At 40.1% G+C, this 22,981-nt stretch carries 27 protein-coding genes; 17 read left to right on the top strand and 10 right to left on the bottom strand.

What is annotated here, in order from left to right; genetic code table 11:
• Position 1: 1 nt before the first annotated feature.
• Positions 2 to 463, bottom strand: coding sequence for a hypothetical protein (locus tag DIZ80_08720; GenBank protein RDH82368.1), 462 nt, complete (start codon positions 461 to 463; stop codon positions 2 to 4).
• Between the two features lie 63 nt (positions 464 to 526).
• The gene (locus DIZ80_08725; GenBank protein ID RDH82369.1) at positions 527 to 766 is read right to left on the bottom strand and encodes a hypothetical protein; all 240 of its coding nucleotides are present in this window, start codon (positions 764 to 766) and stop codon (positions 527 to 529) included.
• Positions 767 to 892: 126 nt separating this feature from the next.
• Between DIZ80_08725 and DIZ80_08730 the strand changes: the two genes are divergently transcribed.
• Together DIZ80_08730 and DIZ80_08735 are read left to right on the top strand one after the other, a co-directional pair.
• On the top strand, positions 893 to 1,177 hold the full coding sequence (locus DIZ80_08730) for a segregation and condensation protein A (protein ID RDH82370.1): 285 nt from the start codon (positions 893 to 895) through the stop codon (positions 1,175 to 1,177).
• A 132-nt stretch (positions 1,178 to 1,309) separates the two neighbouring features.
• Positions 1,310 to 3,463, top strand: a complete 2,154-nt coding sequence (locus DIZ80_08735) for a hypothetical protein (protein RDH82371.1) — start codon at positions 1,310 to 1,312, stop codon at positions 3,461 to 3,463.
• A 49-nt stretch (positions 3,464 to 3,512) separates the two neighbouring features.
• On the opposite strand, the gene DIZ80_08740 is transcribed toward DIZ80_08735, so the two are convergent.
• The 5 genes from DIZ80_08740 to DIZ80_08760 all read right to left on the bottom strand — a co-directional run bounded on the left by DIZ80_08740 (position 3,513) and on the right by DIZ80_08760 (position 7,045).
• The gene (locus tag DIZ80_08740; GenBank protein ID RDH82372.1) at positions 3,513 to 4,217 is read right to left on the bottom strand and encodes a hypothetical protein; all 705 of its coding nucleotides are present in this window, start codon (positions 4,215 to 4,217) and stop codon (positions 3,513 to 3,515) included.
• A gap of 81 nt (positions 4,218 to 4,298) precedes the next feature.
• The gene (locus DIZ80_08745; protein RDH82373.1) at positions 4,299 to 4,985 is read right to left on the bottom strand and encodes a hypothetical protein; all 687 of its coding nucleotides are present in this window, start codon (positions 4,983 to 4,985) and stop codon (positions 4,299 to 4,301) included.
• Entirely contained in the window at positions 4,982 to 5,371 is a 390-nt protein-coding gene (locus DIZ80_08750) for a hypothetical protein (GenBank protein RDH82374.1), read from the bottom strand. The genes DIZ80_08745 and DIZ80_08750 overlap by 4 nt, the downstream gene beginning before the upstream one ends.
• A 108-nt stretch (positions 5,372 to 5,479) precedes the next feature.
• Positions 5,480 to 6,364 (bottom strand): hypothetical protein, encoded by an 885-nt coding sequence (locus tag DIZ80_08755; protein ID RDH82375.1) that lies wholly within the window; start codon positions 6,362 to 6,364, stop codon positions 5,480 to 5,482.
• A gap of 33 nt (positions 6,365 to 6,397) precedes the next feature.
• Entirely contained in the window at positions 6,398 to 7,045 is a 648-nt protein-coding gene (locus DIZ80_08760; protein ID RDH82376.1) for a hypothetical protein, read from the bottom strand.
• A 101-nt stretch (positions 7,046 to 7,146) separates the two neighbouring features.
• On the opposite strand from DIZ80_08760, the gene DIZ80_08765 reads away from it, so the two are divergent.
• The 8 genes from DIZ80_08765 (at position 7,147) to DIZ80_08800 (ending at position 13,279) form a co-directional block, all read left to right on the top strand.
• Complete coding sequence (locus DIZ80_08765; protein ID RDH82377.1) at positions 7,147 to 7,899, top strand: hypothetical protein; 753 nt, start codon at positions 7,147 to 7,149, stop codon at positions 7,897 to 7,899.
• A 179-nt stretch (positions 7,900 to 8,078) separates the two neighbouring features.
• Positions 8,079 to 8,948, top strand: a complete 870-nt coding sequence (locus tag DIZ80_08770; GenBank protein ID RDH82378.1) for a hypothetical protein — start codon at positions 8,079 to 8,081, stop codon at positions 8,946 to 8,948.
• Complete coding sequence (locus DIZ80_08775; protein ID RDH82379.1) at positions 8,939 to 9,982, top strand: hypothetical protein; 1,044 nt, start codon at positions 8,939 to 8,941, stop codon at positions 9,980 to 9,982. Before DIZ80_08770 ends, DIZ80_08775 begins: the two co-directional genes overlap by 10 nt.
• A gap of 53 nt (positions 9,983 to 10,035) precedes the next feature.
• Positions 10,036 to 10,524: a hypothetical protein gene (locus DIZ80_08780; GenBank protein RDH82380.1), complete on the top strand. Its 489-nt coding sequence runs from the start codon at positions 10,036 to 10,038 to the stop codon at positions 10,522 to 10,524.
• A complete protein-coding gene (locus DIZ80_08785) occupies positions 10,524 to 11,774 on the top strand; it encodes a C4-dicarboxylate ABC transporter (protein RDH82381.1) in 1,251 nt (416 codons plus the stop codon). Before DIZ80_08780 ends, DIZ80_08785 begins: the two co-directional genes overlap by 1 nt.
• Position 11,775: 1 nt before the next feature.
• Positions 11,776 to 12,015: a hypothetical protein gene (locus DIZ80_08790; GenBank protein RDH82382.1), complete on the top strand. Its 240-nt coding sequence runs from the start codon at positions 11,776 to 11,778 to the stop codon at positions 12,013 to 12,015.
• Between the two features lie 79 nt (positions 12,016 to 12,094).
• Positions 12,095 to 12,874, top strand: coding sequence for a co-chaperone DjlA (locus tag DIZ80_08795; protein RDH82383.1), 780 nt, complete (start codon positions 12,095 to 12,097; stop codon positions 12,872 to 12,874).
• Between the two features lie 66 nt (positions 12,875 to 12,940).
• On the top strand, positions 12,941 to 13,279 hold the full coding sequence (locus tag DIZ80_08800) for a transcriptional regulator (protein ID RDH82384.1): 339 nt from the start codon (positions 12,941 to 12,943) through the stop codon (positions 13,277 to 13,279).
• An 18-nt stretch (positions 13,280 to 13,297) separates the two neighbouring features.
• Here the strand turns inward: DIZ80_08800 and DIZ80_08805 are convergent, their stop codons facing one another.
• Both DIZ80_08805 and DIZ80_08810 read right to left on the bottom strand, forming a co-directional pair.
• Complete coding sequence (locus tag DIZ80_08805; GenBank protein ID RDH82385.1) at positions 13,298 to 13,972, bottom strand: hypothetical protein; 675 nt, start codon at positions 13,970 to 13,972, stop codon at positions 13,298 to 13,300.
• Positions 13,973 to 14,122: 150 nt separating this feature from the next.
• The gene (locus tag DIZ80_08810) at positions 14,123 to 14,488 is read right to left on the bottom strand and encodes a hypothetical protein (protein ID RDH82386.1); all 366 of its coding nucleotides are present in this window, start codon (positions 14,486 to 14,488) and stop codon (positions 14,123 to 14,125) included.
• A 163-nt stretch (positions 14,489 to 14,651) separates the two neighbouring features.
• Between DIZ80_08810 and DIZ80_08815 the strand changes: the two genes are divergently transcribed.
• From DIZ80_08815 to DIZ80_08825, 3 genes are read left to right on the top strand one after another with little or no spacing between them, the layout of a single operon-like run.
• On the top strand, positions 14,652 to 15,143 hold the full coding sequence (locus tag DIZ80_08815; protein ID RDH83133.1) for a TIGR02281 family clan AA aspartic protease: 492 nt from the start codon (positions 14,652 to 14,654) through the stop codon (positions 15,141 to 15,143).
• A gap of 3 nt (positions 15,144 to 15,146) precedes the next feature.
• On the top strand, positions 15,147 to 15,719 hold the full coding sequence (locus DIZ80_08820; protein ID RDH82387.1) for an NUDIX hydrolase: 573 nt from the start codon (positions 15,147 to 15,149) through the stop codon (positions 15,717 to 15,719).
• A gap of 49 nt (positions 15,720 to 15,768) precedes the next feature.
• Entirely contained in the window at positions 15,769 to 17,178 is a 1,410-nt protein-coding gene (locus DIZ80_08825) for a dihydrolipoyl dehydrogenase (GenBank protein RDH82388.1), read from the top strand.
• 115 nt (positions 17,179 to 17,293) lie between these two features.
• On the opposite strand, the gene DIZ80_08830 is transcribed toward DIZ80_08825, so the two are convergent.
• Positions 17,294 to 18,010: a hypothetical protein gene (locus tag DIZ80_08830; GenBank protein RDH82389.1), complete on the bottom strand. Its 717-nt coding sequence runs from the start codon at positions 18,008 to 18,010 to the stop codon at positions 17,294 to 17,296.
• A gap of 123 nt (positions 18,011 to 18,133) precedes the next feature.
• Between DIZ80_08830 and DIZ80_08835 the strand changes: the two genes are divergently transcribed.
• The 4 genes from DIZ80_08835 to DIZ80_08850 all read left to right on the top strand — a co-directional run bounded on the left by DIZ80_08835 (position 18,134) and on the right by DIZ80_08850 (position 22,900).
• On the top strand, positions 18,134 to 19,003 hold the full coding sequence (locus tag DIZ80_08835) for a hypothetical protein (protein RDH82390.1): 870 nt from the start codon (positions 18,134 to 18,136) through the stop codon (positions 19,001 to 19,003).
• Between the two features lie 13 nt (positions 19,004 to 19,016).
• The gene (gene trxA, locus DIZ80_08840) at positions 19,017 to 19,367 is read left to right on the top strand and encodes a thioredoxin (protein ID RDH82391.1); all 351 of its coding nucleotides are present in this window, start codon (positions 19,017 to 19,019) and stop codon (positions 19,365 to 19,367) included.
• A gap of 69 nt (positions 19,368 to 19,436) precedes the next feature.
• Entirely contained in the window at positions 19,437 to 20,624 is a 1,188-nt protein-coding gene (locus DIZ80_08845) for a hypothetical protein (GenBank protein ID RDH82392.1), read from the top strand.
• 155 nt (positions 20,625 to 20,779) lie between these two features.
• On the top strand, positions 20,780 to 22,900 hold the full coding sequence (locus DIZ80_08850; GenBank protein ID RDH82393.1) for a hypothetical protein: 2,121 nt from the start codon (positions 20,780 to 20,782) through the stop codon (positions 22,898 to 22,900).
• The last annotated feature ends 81 nt before the right edge of the window (positions 22,901 to 22,981 follow it).

The raw sequence follows: 22,981 nt of genomic DNA on the forward strand, positions 1-22,981 counted from the left end.
GCTAAGTTTTTTTCGACCGCTGGCGTTTCGGGCGGGTTTTATAATTATTTACACTGGGCATTATCAGGTTATAAGGCAAATTATCCACTGAGCCATATACTTCTACTGATTTAAACATTAGATCCGAAATATCATCGACCGTTTCCGCCTGCTCAGCCCCATTTAATAGTATTTTCTGTACACCCAGCATGCCTCCGTTCTGCACTTTAATTTCCTTGTTATGTGGCAACGGGCCATCAATATCAATTTTAAAAACAAAGCGGGTTTGCTCGCGCAGATGATCTAGAAAGACTTTGCAGTTTAACTGCATAACCGTATCAGTACAGCCCACTCCATGGCGGTCCGCAAGACGAAACATATGCTGATACGAGCATTTACATTTTAACGACAGAATGCCTTTTTCAAACACACAGGGCGCACCGTTAATCTGCTCATAAATCTGCCTGTAATTATCTTCATCCATTTCTAACCAGCCTTTCGACCTGTAAGCTGAATATCACCCCATTTCATCCATACCACAAACAACCTACTTCTCATGCTCCATGACAATCGGTTTATCGCGTGTTTCCATTAGCATCTCTTCGGCTGCCAGCTGGTTATCAGCAAACATCACCTTAATTTCAGCCGTATCGGTTTCAGTTAGATCCGCACGGGCATCACGAGCGAAATTTTTAGCCTCTTTAAACTTTTCAAACGTATTAATCAGCTCAAGCTGTTTTAACATTGCCAGCTCGGCAGTCCCAACTTTATATACATAATATGGCATAACAACTCACAATAACTCAGTAATTTGATCAAGTATTATAACAAATACTAATATAGCGGTAAATTACTCTTTAGAAGCAGGTATAATTACTTCAATTAGCTTAAACAACAGGTCAATGGTAACCCTATGGATACGGATTTAAAAAAAGAGCTCGATGTATTAGTCACTTTACGCAAAATACTATCCGGGGTAGTACGTGAAATTACACCTGACCCGGGCATGAAGCACCCGCTTAGTGAAGGCACAATAGAAGATGTTCGGCAGGGATTTATGTTAATTGCCGCCAGAGAAAAAGAAATTTCTGAAGCCCTGGGCAAACCTAGCCTTCACAGACCGATGTACAAAGGCGACACACCAAAAACAAACGTGGTTAAACTGCACGGCTTATCAGACAAAAAAGATAAAGACTAAAAATAAACACGGAAGCGCAGACAAAAGCAGGCTAAACAGGCCTGCTTTTTTATTTAGAGCCATCAATAAACTGACGACACCTAACTTAGAGCTATACTTAGAGATAACATAATAAAAATCAGGCTCTAACCCTTGCCCAAACACCCCACAAAAGGTGATATCTGGGGCGGACTTTCCGCCTCTGCTGTAATGCTGCCACAGGCTTCTGCATTTGGCATTGCGCTTTGGGCGCCATACAGCCAAAACCCGGCAACAGGCGCGGTAGCCGGATTAATTACCGCCATCGCTCTCAGCTTTTTTTCCGGCCTTAGTCGCGGAACAACAGGCATGGTTAGTTCGCCCACCGGCCCAACCATGGTACTTGTTGCCGGTGCATTAGTTAGCCTTAATTCTCGTGGCTTTACCGGCACCGAACTTTTTATCAACATTGCATTAATGCTTTTTATAAGTGGTTTTATGCAAATATTAATCGGTTTATCAAATGGTGGCCGGTTAATTAAATTTATACCTTACCCAGTGATTGCAGGCTTTATGACAGGCTCTGCAATTTTAATGATCAACTCTCAAATAAAAATGCTAGATCTACTTTCCATTGATTTTCAGGCATTGCACATTATCTGGCAGGAAACACAATGGATACCCTGGCTAACTGCGCTGATTACTTTTTTATCCATGTCAATTTTACCTAGAATATTACCCGTTATTCCAGGCACTGTTTCCGGACTTATCACCGGCACTCTGGCTTTTCATTTATTGAATAAACTAAATACATTTGAATACCCTGCACAATGGGTGGTTGGGCGCCTACCAGATATCACCAGTATTCAAATCATTATGCCTGCTTCGCTGGATCATGTTCCATGGTTAATTATTTTACCTATTAGTTTCGCACTGGCCGTATTATCTTCACTGGATAGTTTACTTACATCTGTGGTTGCCGATGTTGCAACAACAGATCGCCATAATGCAAAACGCGAACTTGCAGGTCAGGGGTTAGGCCAGATGTTTGCTGCGTTATTTGGCGGTATAGCCGGTGCAGGTACAACCGGTGCAACGATTGTTGCAATAAAATCAGGGGGGCGTTTCTGGGCCGCCATTTTTAGTGCATTAACATTTATTTTGATTATTGTTGTAATGGGACCTGTTGCTTCACTTTTACCCATTAGTGTTCTGGCCGGCATTATTTTTCATGTTGCCATTATGGGTATGCTGGAAAGAGATATTCTGCTCTGGCTTAAAAACCCACGCAATAGAATGGATGCGATAACCGCCCTTCTGGTTACCAGCGTCACTGTGGCTTATGACTTAATGATTGCTGTTGGCATCGGCCTTGTTCTAGCCATCTTTCAGTTTGTTCGCGCCCAGATTCTCTCACCTGTCATTCATCGTCGTTCAACCATTTCTCAACATCCATCACTACGTAGACGCAACAAGGAACACCGCACGTTATTAAAAGAGCACGCTGAAGATATTTTAATTTATGAATTAAAAGGTAATTTATTTTTTGGCACTGTCGATAAATTATTTGAAGAATTCAATTCTGATTTAAACAGACCCGTACAGATCATTATTGATATGGCCCGCGTGCAACAGGTTGACTTAACTGCTGTAAAAATGCTGCAACAAATGGCGGATCGCTTACACAAAGTAAATGGCGAACTTATTTTTACCAATGTAAGAAAAGGCAAAGGTCTGAATAAAAAAGTTGCAAAAACATTAAGACAAATAAGCCCACACCACAGTGGAAATTATCCAGTTCACACCTTTATTGATGTAGATGAAGCGATTGAATATGCAGAAAACAAACTTCTAGAAAGCCTGGGGCAAGAATCGAAAACATCTGAAAAAATAGAACTAACCGACAGCGAACTTTGTCACGGACTTGATGCGGATACACTTAAAACACTACAGTCAAATATGGTTCCCGTATCACTTAAATCAGGTGAAACACTTTTCAAAGCAAATGATATTGCCACTGAGTTGTTCGTTGTATTAGAAGGTGAAATAGATATTCTTCTACCTTTTGGTGGGCATCGTTATAAAAGGCTGGCGAAGTTTGGTGCCGGAGCTTTTTTTGGTGAAATTGTTTTTCTAAAACCCGGACCAAGAACCGCTGATGCAAAAGCAATAAAAGATACAGAATTATTAATGCTCGATGGTAAGGCTTTTGGAAAATTAAAAGAACAAAATCCACAGGCTGCGATAGAACTTATTCTAAGACTGGGAAGGGAATTAAGTGACCGATTACGATGGTCTGATACAGAGTTACGAAGACTTTCAGATTAAACATAGTCGTAAGTCAAAAATTGACTTACGACATACGTCTTACATCTTTTTAGTTCAACGGTAATTTATCCCGTAACGCATCACGATCAATCCACCACTGACCATTTGCGATTGCGTCAATCACCGTACTCATCATCGGCAGAAATTTTTCCGGCTCAGTCAGATTCATTTTTTCCATCCAGAAATCCAGTTTATCCTGACTATTCACATCCGAATGACGTTGTGCCACTTTAGTAATCATGTTTTTTGTTAGAAAAGACAGACTATCGTGTTTTTCATCTGATGCACGCACACCAACAATATAATGCGCAGTGGCCGCTGCTACTGCCGCACCATCCGAATCATTAGGTGTTTCATCAATAATATAACTCAGCATACCGATGGTATATTCCGGATCAACCGGATAAGTGACCGATAACCAGACACCATGCACTAATGCCTGAATAGAGGCCGGCTGCTCTGTTTGATACATAATGTCGCATGCTTCAATTGCACTGGCCCAGTCTTCATTAGATATAAAAATATCAAAGGCTGCTTTCGCCTCATTCCAGGCATTTTCATTCTGTTCAAGACCCAGCTGGGCATTGGCAATATCCACCTTAACTTTTGCTACATCCGCAGGTGTTGCATCACGGGATAACTGAGATAATTCAAACTGATGGTTTCTTAATTGCTCTTCCAGATACGCACGGGCTTCCTCATCTGTAGATGATTCTAATATTCCGGTTTCTGGTCTTAGTCCTGAGTCTTTCATGTTTTTTACTCTATAAATTACAACTGTTTTCAATATGGGGTTATATTCATTTTTTTCTACCCCTGAAAAATAGGGGTAATACTAACCCGGCTGCTGATTTGCTGATGCCATTACTGACGCAATATCCTGCAAACGTTGATTAGCATTTATTACTCGCTCATGACTATCATCAAGCCCTTTCAGTAATTCAACAGCCTGCTGATAAATTAACTGTTGCTGCTCTGGCTCAAACAACTGCATAGCTAAAACAGCCACTTCAGTCTTCTCGCTTAATAAACTGGGCACCATCATCGCTTCATTAATAATATTATCCGGTGACAGTAAGTCGGCTATAAAAGGGTATTCCATCAGTGCGAAATGCGCCTGTCTGGCCTGCTCTTCCATTTCCAGCTTGGAGATGCCCATGGCATCATTACCTACTGCTTTCCACATGCTTTGCATCATCATGCCTAGCAGGCGTTTAATCATTTCACGAATTTCAGCCTGATCACCAGCCAGCCCTGCACTCATTTCATAGGTTTTATCCAGAGATTCTTTTAGTTTCAACACCAGTTCCACATCAGCACTAGGCTTCAACTCTGTAACCTGCTGCACAAGGTCACGAAACTCATTAATGAAATGCTCAACCTCTTCCGAGTCACGTCGACGGGCATCCTGTATATCAAAGGGCTCTATTTTAACATCACCAAATAGAGGGTTTTCAAACTGACGCTTCAACAAGCGCTCATGACGACCCGCGGTTTTTGAAAACAACATTTCAACACTCATGCAGCTTGCTCCAGAATCTGATCGAGTACATTATTAATAACTGATTCCTCAATCGGGAAAGCAATCGTTGCGAAAACATCAAACACAGCCAGTAATCGTTCTAGCTGGGCTCGCTGCTCTTTTTCATAAAACACAACAACCTTGCAATCGGGAATCCGTTGTACCGTAGCCATTAATGTCTCCAGACTACTGGTACGATCACGAAAATCAGACTGAAAATTAAATTCTGCCACAATCACAGCCGGCTGAATTTTTTTCAGTAACTTGGTCGCTTTTCGCATGCTCGATACCTGCTCTACTTCGTAACCTTTTTGCCTGTAAAGAACCGTAAAGTCAGGGTAGCCGCCAATTTCGACTATAGAAAGTAAATGAGGTGCCGGCACTATAAAATGTCTATGATATTAAAAATGAGATTATACCATACTATATTAGTCAGGTATTATATTGATTACAAAACAGAAACAATCTGCCGTCTGGCATGAGATATTTAAATATTACGACCGATCTGATAACAGGTAGGTCAATATATAAACCCCCTGAGCTGTTGCATGAAAACTACTCTTTTCACTGCCCAGTGAAACAATTTTTGAACTAAAACCTAATGATCGACCTGTATCAGATCCCAATAATGAAACGAAATCACCCCAGCCTCCATCGGGCAATTGATGATCCAGTACCTGTTGTATCCAGATCGGTTTAACACTCGCTTCCGCACCGGTTATCAATAACATTAAAACACGCTGCAGGTACACATCAACGACTCTAATATCCCATGTCAATTGCCCCACTATATCAAGCTGTAATAACTGACTGACTTCATCTATATCTGATAACAGCCCACATTGTCTGGTAAACAGAAAATTAATCCCCATTAACTGATGCGTAATACAGGCGGGACGATAGAAATAAGCAGACTGATGACAAAAACCAGCCGTATTTTGCTCTGCAACAATGGGTAACTCATCTTCTAAATCGGCAGCACAATTTAAAGCATAGATAAAATGTTGATTGTAATAAGGCAGACCCTGAACAGCATATGCACCTAAACGCGGATGTTTCTGTCCATCAAATAATGGCCCCCAGGGACTGGTTTTAATTCTCTTATTTTTCTGATGGTATTTTTCCAGCAAATTAGCAATACGCTCATCCTGTGAAATACCTTGCACTTCATGAAGCATCCACCACAACATAGGATTCGTTTGCGTCAAAATTTCAGCTTGATTCTCAACTAACCATTGAATCGACATTTCCAGCTGCTGCTGCATTTGAGCTTTTTGAGGATAAGGCACATCACGATTATTCTGGTACACGCCTGTCAGATAAGTTGCAAATAAAGCAGTTACCAACACGATAACTAACACTATAATTTTTTTAAGCATATGATTTTTCTATTTATTATTCTTTTTATTAATTTAGGAGCTGTCTTTTAAACCCAGTAAAAACACATCAAATAACTGCAACACCATACCCCTCAATAAGGTCTGATGCTCTGCCCGGGACGACACCTGCATTCTGGACTGCACTTTCAGCTTACCTGATGACACCATGATTGCCAGTCCCTGTATCATTGACATAGCACTTAATGCCAGTGTCATCGGATCACCCTGAATAAATACCCGCTTTAACTGTCCATTTCGGATAATACCAACCAGACTTTGCATTGCTTCATCTGCAGCCTGTTTTAAGCTGGCACCACTTTTCTGCGCCTGTATATGGCCACCAAACATAAGTTGAAACAGATTAGGCTGTTCAGCAGCAACACCAATCATATGCATCGCGCTTTCGAATAACTGGCCTTCAGGATCACTGGCAAACTCCAGTTCAAGACGGGTATTTCTGGCTTTCAGTCGACGAAATCCGTCTTCTGCAATGGCTTCGAGCAATTCCTGTTTATTACGAAAATGGCGATAAGGCGCATTATGACCAACACCTATACTACGTGCTATTTCACGCAGACTAATTCCCGCCACACCCTTATTATTGAGCATCTCAATGCCCACATTAACAAGGGAATTACGTAAATCGCCATGATGATAACTAAGCGGCCCCACCATTTTCACCTAAATTTCCATTGACAAGGCTCTAGTCTATCATTAAATTCAAGCATGTGGACAGTGCCCACATAGCCTTATATCAATCTTGGACAACCCGGGAGACAGCCATGGTTACAAATGATTTAATCAACCGTATTTGCAATGCACATGGTGGCGTTGACCGCTGGCAGATGGTGGAATCCATTCAAATGCAACTGGATATTTTTGGCCCTATTCTGCTTACCAAGTTTAAATCCCCCTGGCTACCCAATATCACCGCTAATATATTTACTGACAAACCTTATGTCAGTATTCATGATTTCCCGGAAGAGGGTCATACCGGGATTTTTGATGGGTTTAATGTATACATCTATAACGCAAATGACAAAATTTACAGCGAAAGAAATTACAGTAACTGTAATGAGCTAAAAACCAAAGCTCGCCTGCACTGGGATCACCTCGACCTGATTTACTTTCTCGGTTATGCCCTGTGGAATTATAGCTGCAGCCCGTTTATTTTTAAAAACAAAGGTTTTGAGTGCCATCAGGGCAATGACTATTTAGATAAAGATGGCAGCATACTGAGCACGCTTAATGTCCGATATCCCAGCAATATACCAACACACTGTAAACAACAGGTATTTTATTTTGACCAGAAGGGTTTACTAAAACGTCAGGATTACACTGCTGACATTATTAGTCCACTTGCTATAGGTAGTCACATTTGCGAAGACTATGAAACAGTTGATGGACTGGTCTTTCCCACGCACCGTAGAGTATTCCCAAGGTTATGGAACGGTAAACCCCTGAAAGTTATAAAAGTCATGGACGGGCGTTTCAAAAACATACTGATAAACTGGCGTCAGCCTGAAATGGCTTAATCCTGCTAGATAGTCCCTATAAATATCAACTAGTTCAGGCGTTAGCTATATCGGTATTGTGAGTCGATGCTTCACAACACACTTCAGCACGTCACGTTATTTCTATATTTTCTTTATATGCCCGTAAAAACACTGTGTTAGTATCAATATCAACTTGAATAAAAAATAAAACAATCAAGATGAACAAAACTATTTTACGTCTCAGCTTTATATGGATCATTCTTCAACTTAATGCCTGTTCAATGGCTGAACTGACAGTAAAAGCGTCAATGCCTATGATTGAAGGTGGCATGATTGCCATGAATCGCGAAACAGATCTACTGCTGGCTGAAGCAGCCATGCCGGCAAACATTGAACTCATGGAAGGCATGATCATAAACGCGCCCGACAATGAGGATCTACGCAATTATGCTTCACAGGCATATTATGGCTATGCATATGGCTTTGTTGAAGATAATAACCCGCAACGAGCCGCCAGTTTTTATCAACGCGGTTTAAAACATGCTCTTTACAATCTTCAAAATAACGGTCTTAGCCAGAAAATTTTATCCGGTGATCTTGAAAGCTTACAGACAAAGTTAAACTCGTTAGACGAAGATGATGTAGCCTCACTATTCTGGGCAGCATCCAACTGGGCTAAATGGATTGATCACAATAGAGATAAAGCTGAAGCAATTGCCGACCTGCCTAAAACCGTCATGATCATGCAACGCGTGATAGATCTGGATGAAGGTTTTTTTATGGCGGGTCCGCATCTCTTTTTTGGAGTTTACAATGGAAATCGCTCGCCTATGTTAGGTGGTAACTACAGTCTGTCTGAAGAGCACTTTAATAAAGCACGTCAACTTAATAATAATCAGTTATTAATCGTTGATTTATTACAGGCGGAATATCTCGATAGACAAAAATTCGACCAACAGGCTTTTCATCAGCGTTTAACAAAGCTGATTAACACAACTTCAGATAATAATGCTGACCTGTCATTAATTAACAACATCGCAAAACAAAAAGCTAAACGACTGCTTAAAAAGGAATCAGCATGGTTTTAAAGACAGGATCTATTTTATATCTATCAGCCTTACTTCGGGCATGCCTACTTTTTTTTATATTTAGTTCTTGTGCCCATGCTGAAAAAACCTATACCTTAAAATTTGCATCACTCATACCCGCCGATACTGCGTGGATGAACAGCATCAAAAACTGGTCTGAAGAACTGGAAGAAAAAAGCAATGGGCGACTGAAAATAAAAATGTACCCCGGCGGCGTTATGGGTGATGAACCCGATGTTTTACGTAAAATACGCAGTAGACAGCTTCAAGGTGCATTTTTTACCGGTTATGGCATCGGCAGAATTTACTCTCCTGCGAGGGTACTCGAAATGCCATTTCTTTTTCGTAATACCGATGAGTCAGATTATGTTCGCAACCAAATTATGCCTGACATCGAACTGGGCTTCAGAGAAAAAGGATTTGAACTGTTAGGCTGGCCTGAAGTTGGTTTTTTACATTTCTTCTCAAAATATCCTATAAATTCTTTAGATGAATTAAAAACACGTCATATATGGTTATGGCAAGGCGACCCATTGGGTGAAGCTTTTTCAAAAGCGGCTGGCGTTTCACCCGTACCACTTTCTATTATGGATGTTTACACTCAACTGTCTTCCAGTCATGGCAGTATAGATACAGTATACAACTCTCCTTTTGGTGCACTGGCAATGCAATGGCACACAAAACTAAAATACGCTTCTCACGTCCCCTTAACCAATGGAACAGGCAGTTTAGTTGTAAGTCAGCGATTTTATAAAAAACTGCCTCCAGACTTGCAATCACTACTAAAGGAATCTGGTAAAAAAGTTGGTGAAGAAATAAATCGAATTTCTCGTCGCGACAATGAAAAAAGCGTCGAACTACTGAAAAAAAGTGGTATTGAGTTCATGTGGAAATGGAGTGAAGATGAAAAAAAACAGATGTTAAGCATTCGCGATCAGGCGGCTAAAGAATTAGCCGCATCAGGTTACATACCTGAGCAATACTTCACTCAGGCAAGTAACATTTTAAATCAATACCGTACAAACAATAAATAACTTTCAGCCGCAGACTCAAAGAGCGAGATTCAACTGTTAAGCCGACAGAAACTATGGAAAAAATCCCTCACATTTTCATTAAAACTAAAACAGTTCTCATAAAACTTGAGAAACTAATAGCCGGTTTTAGTTTGTTATTATTACTAATTCTTGCGCTTTCACAGGTAATACTACGTAATTTTTTTGAACTTGGTTTTGCCGAGATGGACACTATCTCCAGGCATCTGGTTTTATTTATCACCTTCATGGGCGCGGCATTAGCATCTGAAGGTAATCAGCATATAAAAATGGATTTTATTAACAGTTTATTAAAACCTTCATTTAAAGAAAAAATAAAAGTACCTCTCATTTTAATCAGCGCCATAATTTGTGCGATATTTTTCTGGTATGCGCTTAATTTCTGGTTAGATGAAAAGACTTATGCACCTGCCAACGAACAACTGGCTTTATATCTGGCACTTGTTATCCCGATTGGTTTTTTTATTCTTAGTCTACATTTTTTTCTGTTGACACTAACAATTAAGTCAACTGAAGCTAATTAATGATACTATTTCTTTTACTAATTTTAGCAATAATAGGCCTCCCACTATTTATTGTATTAGGTGCAGGAGGAATATACGCAAGCCTTGAATCAGATCTGGACCCTGTATTATTAATCATTGAGCTTTATCGCCTGGCGAATCAACCGAACTTAATAACAATCCCCCTGTTTACTTTTGCCGGCATGGTTATGGCCGCAGGCGGGAGCCCAAACCGATTAATAAAATTATTTAATGCTTTACTAGGCTGGATGCCTGGCGGTTTGGCCATGGCTGCGATTGTTTCATGTTCATTTTTCACGGCATTTACCGGCGCCTCGGGCGTTACCATCATTGCACTTGGTGGCCTGCTTTACCCCATGTTTATTAAAGCCAATTATTCTGAAAAATTTTCATTGGGTTTACTAACATCATCTGGCTCTTTAGGTTTACTCTTCCCTCCTAGTCTCGCGATTCTTTTATATGGCATCGTGTCTGGAACCAGCATTGATGAATTATTTCTGGCAGGTATTCTTCCTGGTTTTATATTACTGGTTATGCTTTCACTCTATAGTTATAAATCTGCACTTGTATGGCATGAACCACCACATGATTTCTCCATAATAAGACTGATTACTTCAGCCAACGAAACAAAGTGGGATATCTTTTTACCTATCCTCATTGTCATTGGAATATTTGGTGGTTTCGTTACCATTACAGAAGCCGCTGCTGTAACAGCAGCTTATGCTCTTTTTATTGAAACAGTAATTTACAGGGAAATTAACCTAAAAAGAGATCTACCTAAAATACTCGTAGATACTGCAACACTGGTCGGCAGTATTCTGATTATATTAGGCGTAGCAATGGGTTTAACCAACCTGTTAATTGATACTCAATTACCGTCTAAATTACTTTCTCTGATTGAAAGCCATATAGATAGTCAACTTCAATTTTTATTGCTCTTAAATATATTTCTTCTGGCTATTGGCGCCATGATGGATATTTTTTCTGCCATTGTAGTCGTCGTTCCTTTAATTATGCCGCTGGCTTTGCGTTATCAAATTGATCCGGTACATCTGGGTATACTCTTTTTAGCCAATCTTGAGATTGGTTATATGACACCACCTGTTGGTATTAATTTATTTATTGCTTCACAACGCTTTGGCAAAGACATACTTACCCTGTTCCGCTCAGCACTGCCATTTTTATCTATCATGCTTATCTGGCTGCTTATGATATCCTATATACCTGTTTTAACATTGTGGTGGAGATAAAGTGGCTGGAAAACTCGTTGAACCCAAAGTCATAATTGATTTTAATAATAACCCTGTTGCCATGTTACCAATAGGCTTCTATTTTGATGATGAAAGGTGGGATGCCATCTGGGCTGAATATGATCTTAAAGGCTCATCACTCACTATGGACGATTTAAAAAGAATGTTCCCGGATGATGAATCTTTAAAAGCAAGATCGGTCAAACGCACGGGGTCTCAACTCGGGGAAGACTTTAAATAGCCTGATCTGAATACACTTGAAATTTATGAATGCGCTATCAAATAGCAAGTTCAATCTATAATTATTTACTGAGAATTTTATGAGCTGGTGGGGAAAGTTAATTGGTGGTGGTTTTGGTTTCATGCTGGGCGGCCCTCTGGGTGCGCTCATGGGCATGGCAGCTGGTCACCAGTTTGATAAAGGGCTAAATGCTGTCGATTTAGAACCTGGCAATACAGAACGCGTACAACTCGCATTTTTTACCGCCATTTTTTCTGTTATGGGTTATCTCGCTAAGGCCGATGGAACGGTGTCACGTAGCGAAATTCAAATGGCCGAGAACATCATGGGTCAGATGAATCTGGACGCAAACCAGCGCAAAACCGCTATTGAACTTTTTAATCAGGGCAAACAGGCAAACTTTCCCTTAAATGAAATTCTTCAACAGTTCAAAACCGAATGTCATCGTCGCACTAATCTGCTGCAAATGTTTCTTGAAATACTTATTGCAACTGCCTATGCAGATAACCACCTGGATAATACTGAGCGTTCTGCATTGCTTGATATTGCTCAACAAGTTGGATTTTCAGCTGCACAATTAGATCAACTCATTAATATGGTTGGCGCTCAGCAACAATACTCCCATCAGTCAGCACAGACATCTCCACAATCCAGCTTAAAACAGGCTTATGCAGTTCTTGGGGTTGATAACGAAATTTCAGATAGTGCACTGAAAAAAACCTATCGACGGTTAATGAGTCAGCACCACCCTGACAAGCTTGTAGCTAAAGGTTTGCCTGAAGAAATGATTAAATTGGCTAATCAAAAAACAGCCGAAATTAAATCAGCATATGATCAGATAAAAAATAGTCGAAAATAATAAACACCTGCCATGACTATTTTTGATAAAATAACGTAACTCAGACAATTAATCCCTGGTGATAAAGTGGAAATACAAGGCCCATTTACAATAGCAGTTAATGACAATAGTGAAACTGGCTTACGCGAATTACATATGGGTTTTAAACCTGCATTTCAACAACAGGACCTGCAAAGTCGTGTAACCGCTGTTAAAAAATATCTTACTGATCTACAAAAAGATATTGAGGCTGAAGCTGATGCGAATAATCAACAGGGCATGATAACAATCATGCAAATAACCGAACAATTACTTCCTCATATCGAATCTGATCAAATACCACTTGATGAAACAATTGTGATTGAAATTGGCCCGATTCAAACTTCACCATTTGATGACTTACTGGCTAGTGCAACCTTAAAGTAACTCAACAATAATCAACTATCAGGGCATATTGTCTTCAATAAACTTCTGATAGTTTTCAGCACTAATAATTTGTGTACCATCACAGTTAAACTGCATTCGCACCATATCCTGAACAATGCAGATAGTGATATTACGTAGATAAAAATCAGGCAGATCTCGCATCGTTTTAACTGATGACATAATCGTGTGAATTTCATCACGCGTCATCGGCTCCCATGTTTTATGCCGTTTATTAAATATACTCTTCCAGTAACCGGGTACTGTTTCAAAAAGCTTACTGCTTTTTATTGTTCCGTAAATATCTCGCATAGCCTGTATTTTGTCGTCAAAACTCACCCTTGGAAAGTGACGATCCATATACGATTTATCCGCTAGCTTTTCAGAAGCATGAATTTCCTGACGTAAAGGATCAAAAATAGAATTGGTACGTATTTCACCACTATTAAAGCCGATAAAAATTCGATAACAACTACGGTTAAGCATCAGCTCTTCCAGATTTTCTATCAGTGGTACCATCACTTTATCAACTGGGCTTTCATATCGCTTACGATCTAATGTGGTTTCACGTAATGAAGGATCACCTTTAATACCTATCTGTAAACTGCCTTCATTTAAACCCGTCGCACTAACAATACTTTCACGCAGCACCAGTTCTTCAAGTTCGTTTTCCTGTGATGTAGTTTCTTCTGACAATTTACTTCCCCGGACTATAAATTATGATAAAACAGATGTAATCCATTAATTGACACATCAGATTGCAGGCAGAAATATATCATAGGCTCTATTACAAATTTATGAATTAGATCTGGTAATTTTCATTTCGCACTGATTATTCTAATCTGATTAATCGGAAAAGCTCTCTAGCAACTCAATCCAGATTTCATAATCTGTAGCGTAAACATCCTCAAGCTCTATTCCAATCTGGTATAAACTATCGCTATTATCCACCTTATAACACCAGCAAACATGGCCACGTAGATAAAACTTGCCTTCCAGCCCTTCAAATGACACCCATAAGTCCACCAGGCTGTTTATAGCCAGCTCAACTTCAAGCTCAATTTTAAGCCCGTTTATTGATGCATCACAGCTATGACACAGAACGGTCACATTCGTCACATCCACTTTTTCATTGGATGCTAAAACCTGCACAAACAATTTATCATGTCGTGCATAACGGTATTGATCACGTCTGTCCTGAGTTTTATCCATTTACTTATTATAGGCACCTCTGAAAATAAATTATGGCCTTCAGGTGCCATAAAGAACAATATTCAGATAGAATTGTCATAAGGACAACATTTATTCTCAATAATTCAAAATGCAACAAACACCTCAGCCAGCACAACAAGACCAGAAAAAGACAGGTGCGATAATGCTAGCCCTGATGTGGGTAGGTATATTCATTTTTCTTGGGTTGTTTTTTTCTGATACTCTGGACAAACAGAATAATCCCAATCAGTCAGTAAACACCCTCTCGCTCTCTGGCAATATTAAAGAGTTAGTCCTGACAAGAAATAGAATGGGCCATTATGTGGCAAATGGCCGCATCAATTCACATGCTGTCACATTTATGCTGGACACAGGTGCAACTGATGTATCTATACCTCAGAAAATTGCTCGCAAACTACAGTTAAAACCCGGACCTACCGCGACTTACCGGACTGCAAATGGTTCCGTAGACGTACAGATGACACGTCTTGATGAAATTTCACTCGGAGATATCAGTCTTACTAATATCCGCGCTACAATCAATCCGGGTTATAAGAGTGATGAAATATTACTCGGCATGAGTTTTCTTAAACACCTTGAATTTAGTCAACGCGGAAACACACTTACTCTACGACAATACCCTGAAGGATTTTAAACAATGAATTTTTGCAGCCATTGCGGCGAACAGGTTGTACACAAAATCCCTGACGGTGATAATCGTCATCGATACGTCTGTACTGTATGTGATTTTATTCACTATCAAAACCCAAGAATAATTGCCGGCTGCATTGCAGAGTACGAGAATAAAATATTACTCTGTAAAAGAGCAATAGAACCACGCCACGGACTATGGACCTTGCCTGCAGGTTTTATGGAAAATCAGGAAACAACACTAGAAGCTGCAAAAAGAGAAACCTTTGAAGAGGCCAATGCTAAAATAATAAACAGTCAGCTTTTTTGCTCGATCAGTATCCCTCATATATCACAGGTATATATTATGTACCGCGGAGATCTGGTAGATGGCTTTTCTAAACCCGGCATAGAAAGCCTCGAAACTGAGTTATATAGTGAGGATCAAATACCCTGGGATAATCTTGCATTTCCAGTGATAACCGAAAGTCTTCAGTTATATTTTAGCGACAAAAATAACGGTGGTTTTAGTATCTATAACGGTGAAATGCGACGAGATAAAAACAGTAAAATGGTCACAGAAATTTACCCGCAACTCTAACATTCAAACAATAATTTAATCTAAAATTTTAAACACGAGGATAAGCCATATGAGAGAAGTTGAAGTTGCCATCATTGGCGCAGGTAGTGCCGGCCTGTATTGCATGAGTCAGGTCAAACGCTTTACTAATGACTTCGTTCTAATTGATGGCGGTGAACTGGGCACAACCTGTGCTCGTGTTGGCTGCATGCCTTCAAAAGTTATGATTCAGATAGCAGAAGACTTTCATCGACGAACTATTTTTGATCGTGAAGGAATTGAAGGTAAAGAACACCTGAGCATAAATGAAGAAGACGCACTGGAACATGTGCAGGATTTACGTGATACCTTTGTTGATATGACTCTATCCAATTCCATTGATTTATTACCCGAAGACAAATTAATAGAATCATATGTTCGTTTCATAGATTCTAATACATTAGAAACATCGGATGGTGATCAGATAAAAGCAAAAAGAATAATTATCGCAACAGGTTCACGCCCGATAGTGCCTGATGCATGGAGTGCATTTTCTGATAAAATTTTAACCTCCGATGAAGTATTCGAACTTGAAGCACTACCTGATTCTATTGCCGTCATTGGGCTTGGCGTAATCGGACTTGAAATAGGACAATCATTAAATCGACTGGGCGTTAATGTAACCGGTATTGATCAACAAAACATTATCAGTGGTCTTGATGATGCTGAAGTCAATAAGGTTGCCATAGAGGTAATAGGTAAAGAATTTCCGTTATGGTTAGGTGAAGCAGCTGATATCGTACAACTTGAAAATGGAAATTTACAGGTTAACGCTGGCGACAAAAGTATTGAAGTCGAAAAAATATTTGCCAGTATGGGACGTAGACCTAATGTTGACAAACTAAATCTTGAAGCTACAGGCCTTGAGCTTTCACCTAACGGTGTTCCTGCTTACAACCCGAACACAATGCAACTTGGCAATAGTTCAATTTACATGGCGGGTGACTGTAATGCAGATAAACCTATACTACATGAAGCAGGTTTTGAAGGTAGAGTCGCGGGTTATAATATTATGCAGGATAAGCCTGTTGAATTTAAAACCAAAACACCTTTAGCCATTACTTTCTGCGAACCTAATATTGTTTCCGTAGGCGCCAGACTATCTGAACTTGATGAGTCATCTATTTCTATAGGTGAAGTAAAAATGGCCCCTGTTGGTCGCGCTTTAATTATGGGTAAAAATCGTGGCCTTATTCGTCTCTATGCAGATAAAAAATCTGGAAAGCTACTTGGTGCATCGATGGCCTGTGTTAAGGGAGAGAATCTGGGACATTTAATCTGCTGGTGTATAGAGATGGAAATGACTGTTCCTCAAATGTTACGTATGCCCTTCTATCATCCGGTAATTGAAGAAGCATTACAGGCAGCCTTATATAATTTAAAATCAAAACTTGAAATTGAAGAGACACACTGGCCTCTGGAAATCCAACCTCTGAATTAAAAGCCGACCTCAGAGTTCACAGAAAAATGCATGGCTTTTATAACTTATAACACCCTGTAATAAGTTATAAATCAGTACATTCTCTGTGGCTCTGCAATCAGACTTTATCAAACCGTTAATACGTTGTTTTACGTGGTGAACTATAAGCTCCACCTGAAAATGGCACAACACGCCCAACAAGTGTTTCTACCAGCGCAAGCTCATCATCTGTATGATTAAAAACCGGTGCTGGTTGAATATTCTTACCCACGGATTGATCTGCTAAAATAAATCTCGGTGCATCATGATGTCGGGTTTCAACCCGTTCTACACTTTTACTATCTTCGTTCGCACTTAATTCAGCTGTACCGTAACAGGTGCAGACATATGTTTGTTTTTCTTCTGCTTCAAGATATACACCTGTGCCTCGGATACCGATAGTTGCGGTTGTTGTATGAAGCGATAAAGTTTGTTTTTCTACCCTTTTCCCAAATACTGACAACAACTTGCCACTGATTAATCTAATCTGAGAAATAATTGAACTGCCTTCAACTTTTACACTGCTGTTACTACGTAATACAAAAGCATCTTTTCCGACAGCAAAAATAACGTGACTACCATCACCTGTCTTAACTGTAGAGTTCACATTTATCAACGTTTCTTCTGTAGCTGGAACACCATCAACTCTTACGTCACCCGATAAGTCATAAATGGATTTACCCGGAACCAGCTGTTTTGGTATTTTACCCATTGCCCACACAGGCTGAAGTATGCCCATTGAGCCTGTAGCATACAATCCAGCAGAGAGCGCTGATAGCAAAAATTCACGACGCCTGTCATCAAGGTTTTTCATAGGTAATTCCTTTAATTTCTTCAAAATTATTCTATTCTCTATAGTAGTATATTTACAATCACTCTGGATGATAAGCAAATGACCCACAAATTACCCCTCCTATACTCGCTATTACTCTCATCCATGTCTACATATGCGGCTGAAACACCTTACAGCTTTAATTTAAATACCGGTTTACTCTATGACGACAATGTTGCACGCGCCACGCTTGAGCAGGATATTGTCGGTGATACGATAGCCAATCTGGGTGTCATGGCTGACTATCGATTTCACCAGTCACATGAAAGCATTATTATTTTAAGTACCGCCGTTGATGCTTATCAATATCAGGATTTTGATAAATTATCGAATATTCTTGTAAGCGCTAAAGCAGATTATCAAATTCAACCAAATCATGGTTTTACAGCACCCTGGTACCACGTCTCACTGGAATACAGCATTGTTAATTACCAGAGTACTTTACGTGACAGCGATGGCCTCTCTTTTGAAATTGGCATGGGTAAACGCCTGAATGATCGCATCAAATTACGCAGTGGCCTCATCTATGAGAACTTTGAAGCCGAAGCAGATGAATTTGATATAGACAACTATCGATTTTATTTCAGTCTGGATTTTCAAACACATACTCATAATACGTTTTACATGACACTCGGTTATAACGATGGAAATGTTGCAACATCAACAACTGATTCAACGCCAGCCGGTAATAAACCGCTCTCGACATCAAATAATAAAATTTCAGATATTCAACTGCAATCTCACCATTTACCTAATGAAATACCCGGCGGCCCTCTTCGTGTTGATGACGCATTTCAAAATGGTTTTGTTTATCAACTTGATACAAAAGCCATCACTCTTCAATTAGGTAATAATTACGCTCTGAGCAGTAACCAGTCAATTGATGCATCGCTTTTCTATTATTCAACCGATGACAGCACCGACGCCAACTATAATGGTATCATTGCCCAACTTAGTTATTTACATCGTTTTTAGGGCTTTTCTTTTAATGCACAAACCAGATAATATTTTTATATCTAACCTCGACAACTTCCAGAAACTCGTCATTGAAGCATCACATCAGAAACCTGTTCTGGTCGATTTATGGGCCGAATGGTGCTCACCCTGCCGTGTAATCGCACCTGTTCTTGAAAAAGTGGCTACCGAGTTTCATGACAATCTGGCTATTGCCAAAGTTGAAGTTGATGAAGATGAAAACATGAAACTCGCCGGACGATATCAGGTCAGGGGGTTTCCTACACTGATACTCTTTATAAACGGGGAAGAAGCGGGGCGTTTTAGTGGAGCAAAACCTCTTAGTTTTATACGTGATTTCATTGAACAACACTCAGATCTCTAATCTAGCTGAATTATTGTTCATTTTTTTCTATACTCTGATTACATTAAACAAATAAATATTAACCAGACTATGACCTCTGTTCTTTTTAGATCCTTTTTATTACTCCTTCTTTTCAGTTTTTCATCACTGTCTTTAGCAGCAGATAAACCATTATCAACTGCCAAAAAAAAAGTAAAACCTATAACCGATTATGAAAAAGGTATAACGGCTTACAAAAAAGATGATTTTGCGACAGCTTTAATGCTGTGGTTTCCGCTCGCTGAAAAAGGTAATCCAAAAGCTCAGTTCAGTGTTGGTAAGATGTACCTCGATCAGAAAGGACAAAGAAAAGACCCAAGCGAAGCTGCAGAATGGATTATTAAAGCCGCTAAACAGAACCACATAGAAGCACAAACACTCATTGGCCAGATGTACCTCAAAGGCGTTGGTGTTAAACGCAACTTTAATACATCAGCCAACTGGTTTTTAAAAGCTGCTCGCCAAAAAGACAAACAGGCTCAATACATACTGGCCAGGCTTTATTACTTTGGTGATGGTGTGCCTAAATCTGCCGGAAAAGCCGCATACTGGTATAAAAAAGCCGCTAAACAAGACCACACAGAAGCCCAGAACAAACTTGCTGAAATGTACCTAAATGGAGATGGTGTTAAGAAAAAACCGAAACAGGCTAAAAAATGGTTTGAAAAAGCAGCTCTATCTGGAAACAGCAATGCACAAATAAATCTGGCAAAACTTTATCTGGATAGCGATATTGTTAAAAAAGATAAAAACAAAGCGCTTAACTGGTATAAAAAAGCCGCAAAACAGGGTAATTCAATTGCTCAAAACCAGCTAGGCGAAATGCTCGAAAAAGGCGTTGGCACAAATAAAGATATTAAAAAAGCCATTAGCTGGTATAAAAAAGCAGCCAAACAGGACAACCCATCTGCTCATTACAATATGGGCAGAGCATATGTACAGGGCTACAGTGTGCCTCAGGACTTTAAAAAAGGCGTACAGCACTTTCACAAAGCAGCCGAGAAAGGGCACGGCAAGGCTCAAATGGATCTGGGTGTTGCATATTACACGGGAAGGGGTGTAGCACCCGATTCAGCCACCGCCTATGCCTGGTTTTATGTAGCGGCTGCTACCAATGTTAAAGATGCACGCAAAACAAAAAACAGCTTATATAAAAAACTAACCGCTGAAGATAAAAAAATAGCGGTTGGTTTAGCCACCGAATATAAACGTAAATATTTTGTCCGACCTAAACGATGACTTGAGCACCATAAAATAAAAACTAATCATTAACAGATACCTCTACCTTTCATCGGTTTAGGACTTTTTTGTGAACATATTCACGCCAATTTTAAATAAACTAACTAAACTATTGATAACGCTTAATTTATCTCATCCTTAATGAAACAGGTTTAATGCAAGAACAACGACGACAAGCACCTGCTTTACTGTCCGTGATTCGTTCTAGTCTGTGGCTGCCTTTACTGGTGCTACCGGGCCTGTTTGCTACAAGTTATGCATCTGTAAATATTGACCTGCTTAACCTGACATCCAGTCAGACAGCCCAACAAAGCCTGGAGCTTGCTCATCAGCGCGAGCTATATCAACAAGCTCAAAATGCGTATAAAAAGCAACGTTACCATCAGTTTAGAAAATTGTCGGCTCAGTTAAATGACTACCCTCTACAGCCTTATCTTGAATATAAAGCATTGATGTTTAAACCATCAAAACTAACTAACGCACAAATTCATCATTTTTTACAGGCAAACGAAGAAACTGTCATTGGCAACCGCTTTCGTAGCAAACTAATCAAACACTCCGCCAGATCACACAACTGGAAAAGGCTGATAGATATTTACCAGCCAGGTTATGGCGTCAGCGCACAATGTCATTACTTTAATGCTCTGCTTCATACAAATCAGCAGGCTATTGCTTACCCCAAAATTGAAAATCTCTGGCTTTCTTCCAGCTCACTCCCTAAAGCCTGTGATGCGGTTTTCGATAAATGGCAATCAGCTGGTAACAAAACACCCGAAATCATCTGGCAGCGCTTTAAACTGACTATGTCCGTTAACAATTACCGTCTTGCCCGTTTTCTGGTTAAATCTATGCCAGCCAAAGACGCAGCCATAGCCCGAAAGTGGTTAAAAATTCATAAAAAACCACAACTGGTTACCAGCCCGGAAATGCTTAATATTCAACATCCGGATAAGTCAGCTATATTACAGCACGGCATAAAGCGCCTAAGTTATAAAGATATTACTCTGGCAATGAATGTCTATCACCAGATCAAGCAGGCATCATTTACCAAACAGCAAAATGCAGAATTAACACGCCACTTTGGCTTACGTCTTGCTCGTGCACATATGCCCGACGCCAGTTTATGGCTAGCTCGTATTCCCGAAAGTTATGCTGACAAACAGGTAAAAGAATGGCGCATTCGCACCGCTATACGTCAGGGTGACTGGAATCTTGTTCTCAGTAGCATCGACAAACTTGAGCTTGATAAACAGGCAGATTATCGATGGCAGTACTGGTGGGCTTATGCCAATGAACAAATAGGTAATACAGATGATGCAACTGGTATCTATCAATATTTAGCGAATAAACGTAGCTATTATGGATTTCTTGCTGCCGACCATCTTAACAGACCCTATTCCTTCGAAGATACGCCTGTTGAACCTTCTGCAGAAGCGATGAATATAGTATTTCAGCAACCCGAAGCATTACGGGCGCGTGAATTTTATTTTATGGGTGAGATTCTTCCAGCCAGACGAGAATGGCACAAGCTGATCAAGCACATTAATAATGAGCAAAGGCTTGCTGCATCAAAAATTGCTCAGGCCTGGAACTGGCATGATAGAGCGATTATAACGATGGGCAAGACCCGGTATCGTGATGATATAGAGTTACGCTTCCCTCTCCATCTGGACAACAAAGTCTTAAACTGGTCAACCCAGCGACGTATCGACCCTGCATGGACTTATGCCATCATTCGACGTGAAAGCGCTTTTATGTCTGACGCTCGATCCTCAGTGGGCGCTATGGGGTTAATGCAACTAATGCCCAATACGGCTCGACAGGTCGCAAGACAATTTAAAATACGTTATCGAGGAAAAAATAGCTTACTAGCCAGTAACACGAATATAAGTCTTGGCACCGGTTACCTTGAACGCATGTTAAACAAACTGGATAGCCAACAGGTACTCGCAACGGCAGCATACAATGCCGGCCCCCATCGTGTTGAAAAATGGTTACCAGAGCGCCATACAATGGATGCTATTCGCTGGATCGAAACTATTCCATTTACGGAAACCCGTGAATATGTCAGTAATGTTCTGGCTTATATGGCTATTTATGAACATCGCATGGATAGACAGGTCACCCGTCTAAGCCATCGTATGCCGCCCGTTCCTGCCAGAAACCCATCTACTCCTGTCATTCCTGCCACCGCGATTACAGACACCGCCAATACACCTGCCAAAACATTACCAACCGTTCAAACTCAGATTAAGTCAACAAACGGCCCAAGCTAAATCTTATTTTTCATATATAAAACATAAAGATACTTGAATTACCTAAGAAACTAGTCTAAGTTTTAAGTCATGATTAACTCA

The organism is endosymbiont of Galathealinum brachiosum (assembly GCA_003349885.1).
Classification (GTDB): Bacteria; Pseudomonadota; Gammaproteobacteria; order SZUA-229; family SZUA-229; genus SZUA-229.

Coding starts and splice junctions, on each gene's coding strand:
- DIZ80_08725 (RDH82369.1), bottom strand. CDS start 766: ATGCCATATTATGTATATAAAGTTGGGACTGCCGAGCTGGCAATGTTA.
- DIZ80_08850 (RDH82393.1), top strand. CDS start 20,780: ATGCAAGAACAACGACGACAAGCACCTGCTTTACTGTCCGTGATTCGT.
- DIZ80_08740 (RDH82372.1), bottom strand. CDS start 4,217: ATGAAAGACTCAGGACTAAGACCAGAAACCGGAATATTAGAATCATCT.
- DIZ80_08835 (RDH82390.1), top strand. CDS start 18,134: ATGTCTACATATGCGGCTGAAACACCTTACAGCTTTAATTTAAATACC.
- DIZ80_08765 (RDH82377.1), top strand. CDS start 7,147: ATGGTTACAAATGATTTAATCAACCGTATTTGCAATGCACATGGTGGC.
- DIZ80_08795 (RDH82383.1), top strand. CDS start 12,095: ATGAGCTGGTGGGGAAAGTTAATTGGTGGTGGTTTTGGTTTCATGCTG.
- DIZ80_08785 (RDH82381.1), top strand. CDS start 10,524: ATGATACTATTTCTTTTACTAATTTTAGCAATAATAGGCCTCCCACTA.
- DIZ80_08775 (RDH82379.1), top strand. CDS start 8,939: ATGGTTTTAAAGACAGGATCTATTTTATATCTATCAGCCTTACTTCGG.
- DIZ80_08825 (RDH82388.1), top strand. CDS start 15,769: ATGAGAGAAGTTGAAGTTGCCATCATTGGCGCAGGTAGTGCCGGCCTG.
- DIZ80_08720 (RDH82368.1), bottom strand. CDS start 463: ATGGATGAAGATAATTACAGGCAGATTTATGAGCAGATTAACGGTGCG.
- DIZ80_08810 (RDH82386.1), bottom strand. CDS start 14,488: ATGGATAAAACTCAGGACAGACGTGATCAATACCGTTATGCACGACAT.
- DIZ80_08755 (RDH82375.1), bottom strand. CDS start 6,364: ATGCTTAAAAAAATTATAGTGTTAGTTATCGTGTTGGTAACTGCTTTA.
- DIZ80_08780 (RDH82380.1), top strand. CDS start 10,036: ATGGAAAAAATCCCTCACATTTTCATTAAAACTAAAACAGTTCTCATA.
- DIZ80_08820 (RDH82387.1), top strand. CDS start 15,147: ATGAATTTTTGCAGCCATTGCGGCGAACAGGTTGTACACAAAATCCCT.
- DIZ80_08845 (RDH82392.1), top strand. CDS start 19,437: ATGACCTCTGTTCTTTTTAGATCCTTTTTATTACTCCTTCTTTTCAGT.
- DIZ80_08815 (RDH83133.1), top strand. CDS start 14,652: ATGCTAGCCCTGATGTGGGTAGGTATATTCATTTTTCTTGGGTTGTTT.
- DIZ80_08730 (RDH82370.1), top strand. CDS start 893: ATGGATACGGATTTAAAAAAAGAGCTCGATGTATTAGTCACTTTACGC.
- DIZ80_08745 (RDH82373.1), bottom strand. CDS start 4,985: ATGAGTGTTGAAATGTTGTTTTCAAAAACCGCGGGTCGTCATGAGCGC.
- DIZ80_08830 (RDH82389.1), bottom strand. CDS start 18,010: ATGAAAAACCTTGATGACAGGCGTCGTGAATTTTTGCTATCAGCGCTC.
- DIZ80_08770 (RDH82378.1), top strand. CDS start 8,079: ATGAACAAAACTATTTTACGTCTCAGCTTTATATGGATCATTCTTCAA.
- trxA (RDH82391.1), top strand. CDS start 19,017: ATGCACAAACCAGATAATATTTTTATATCTAACCTCGACAACTTCCAG.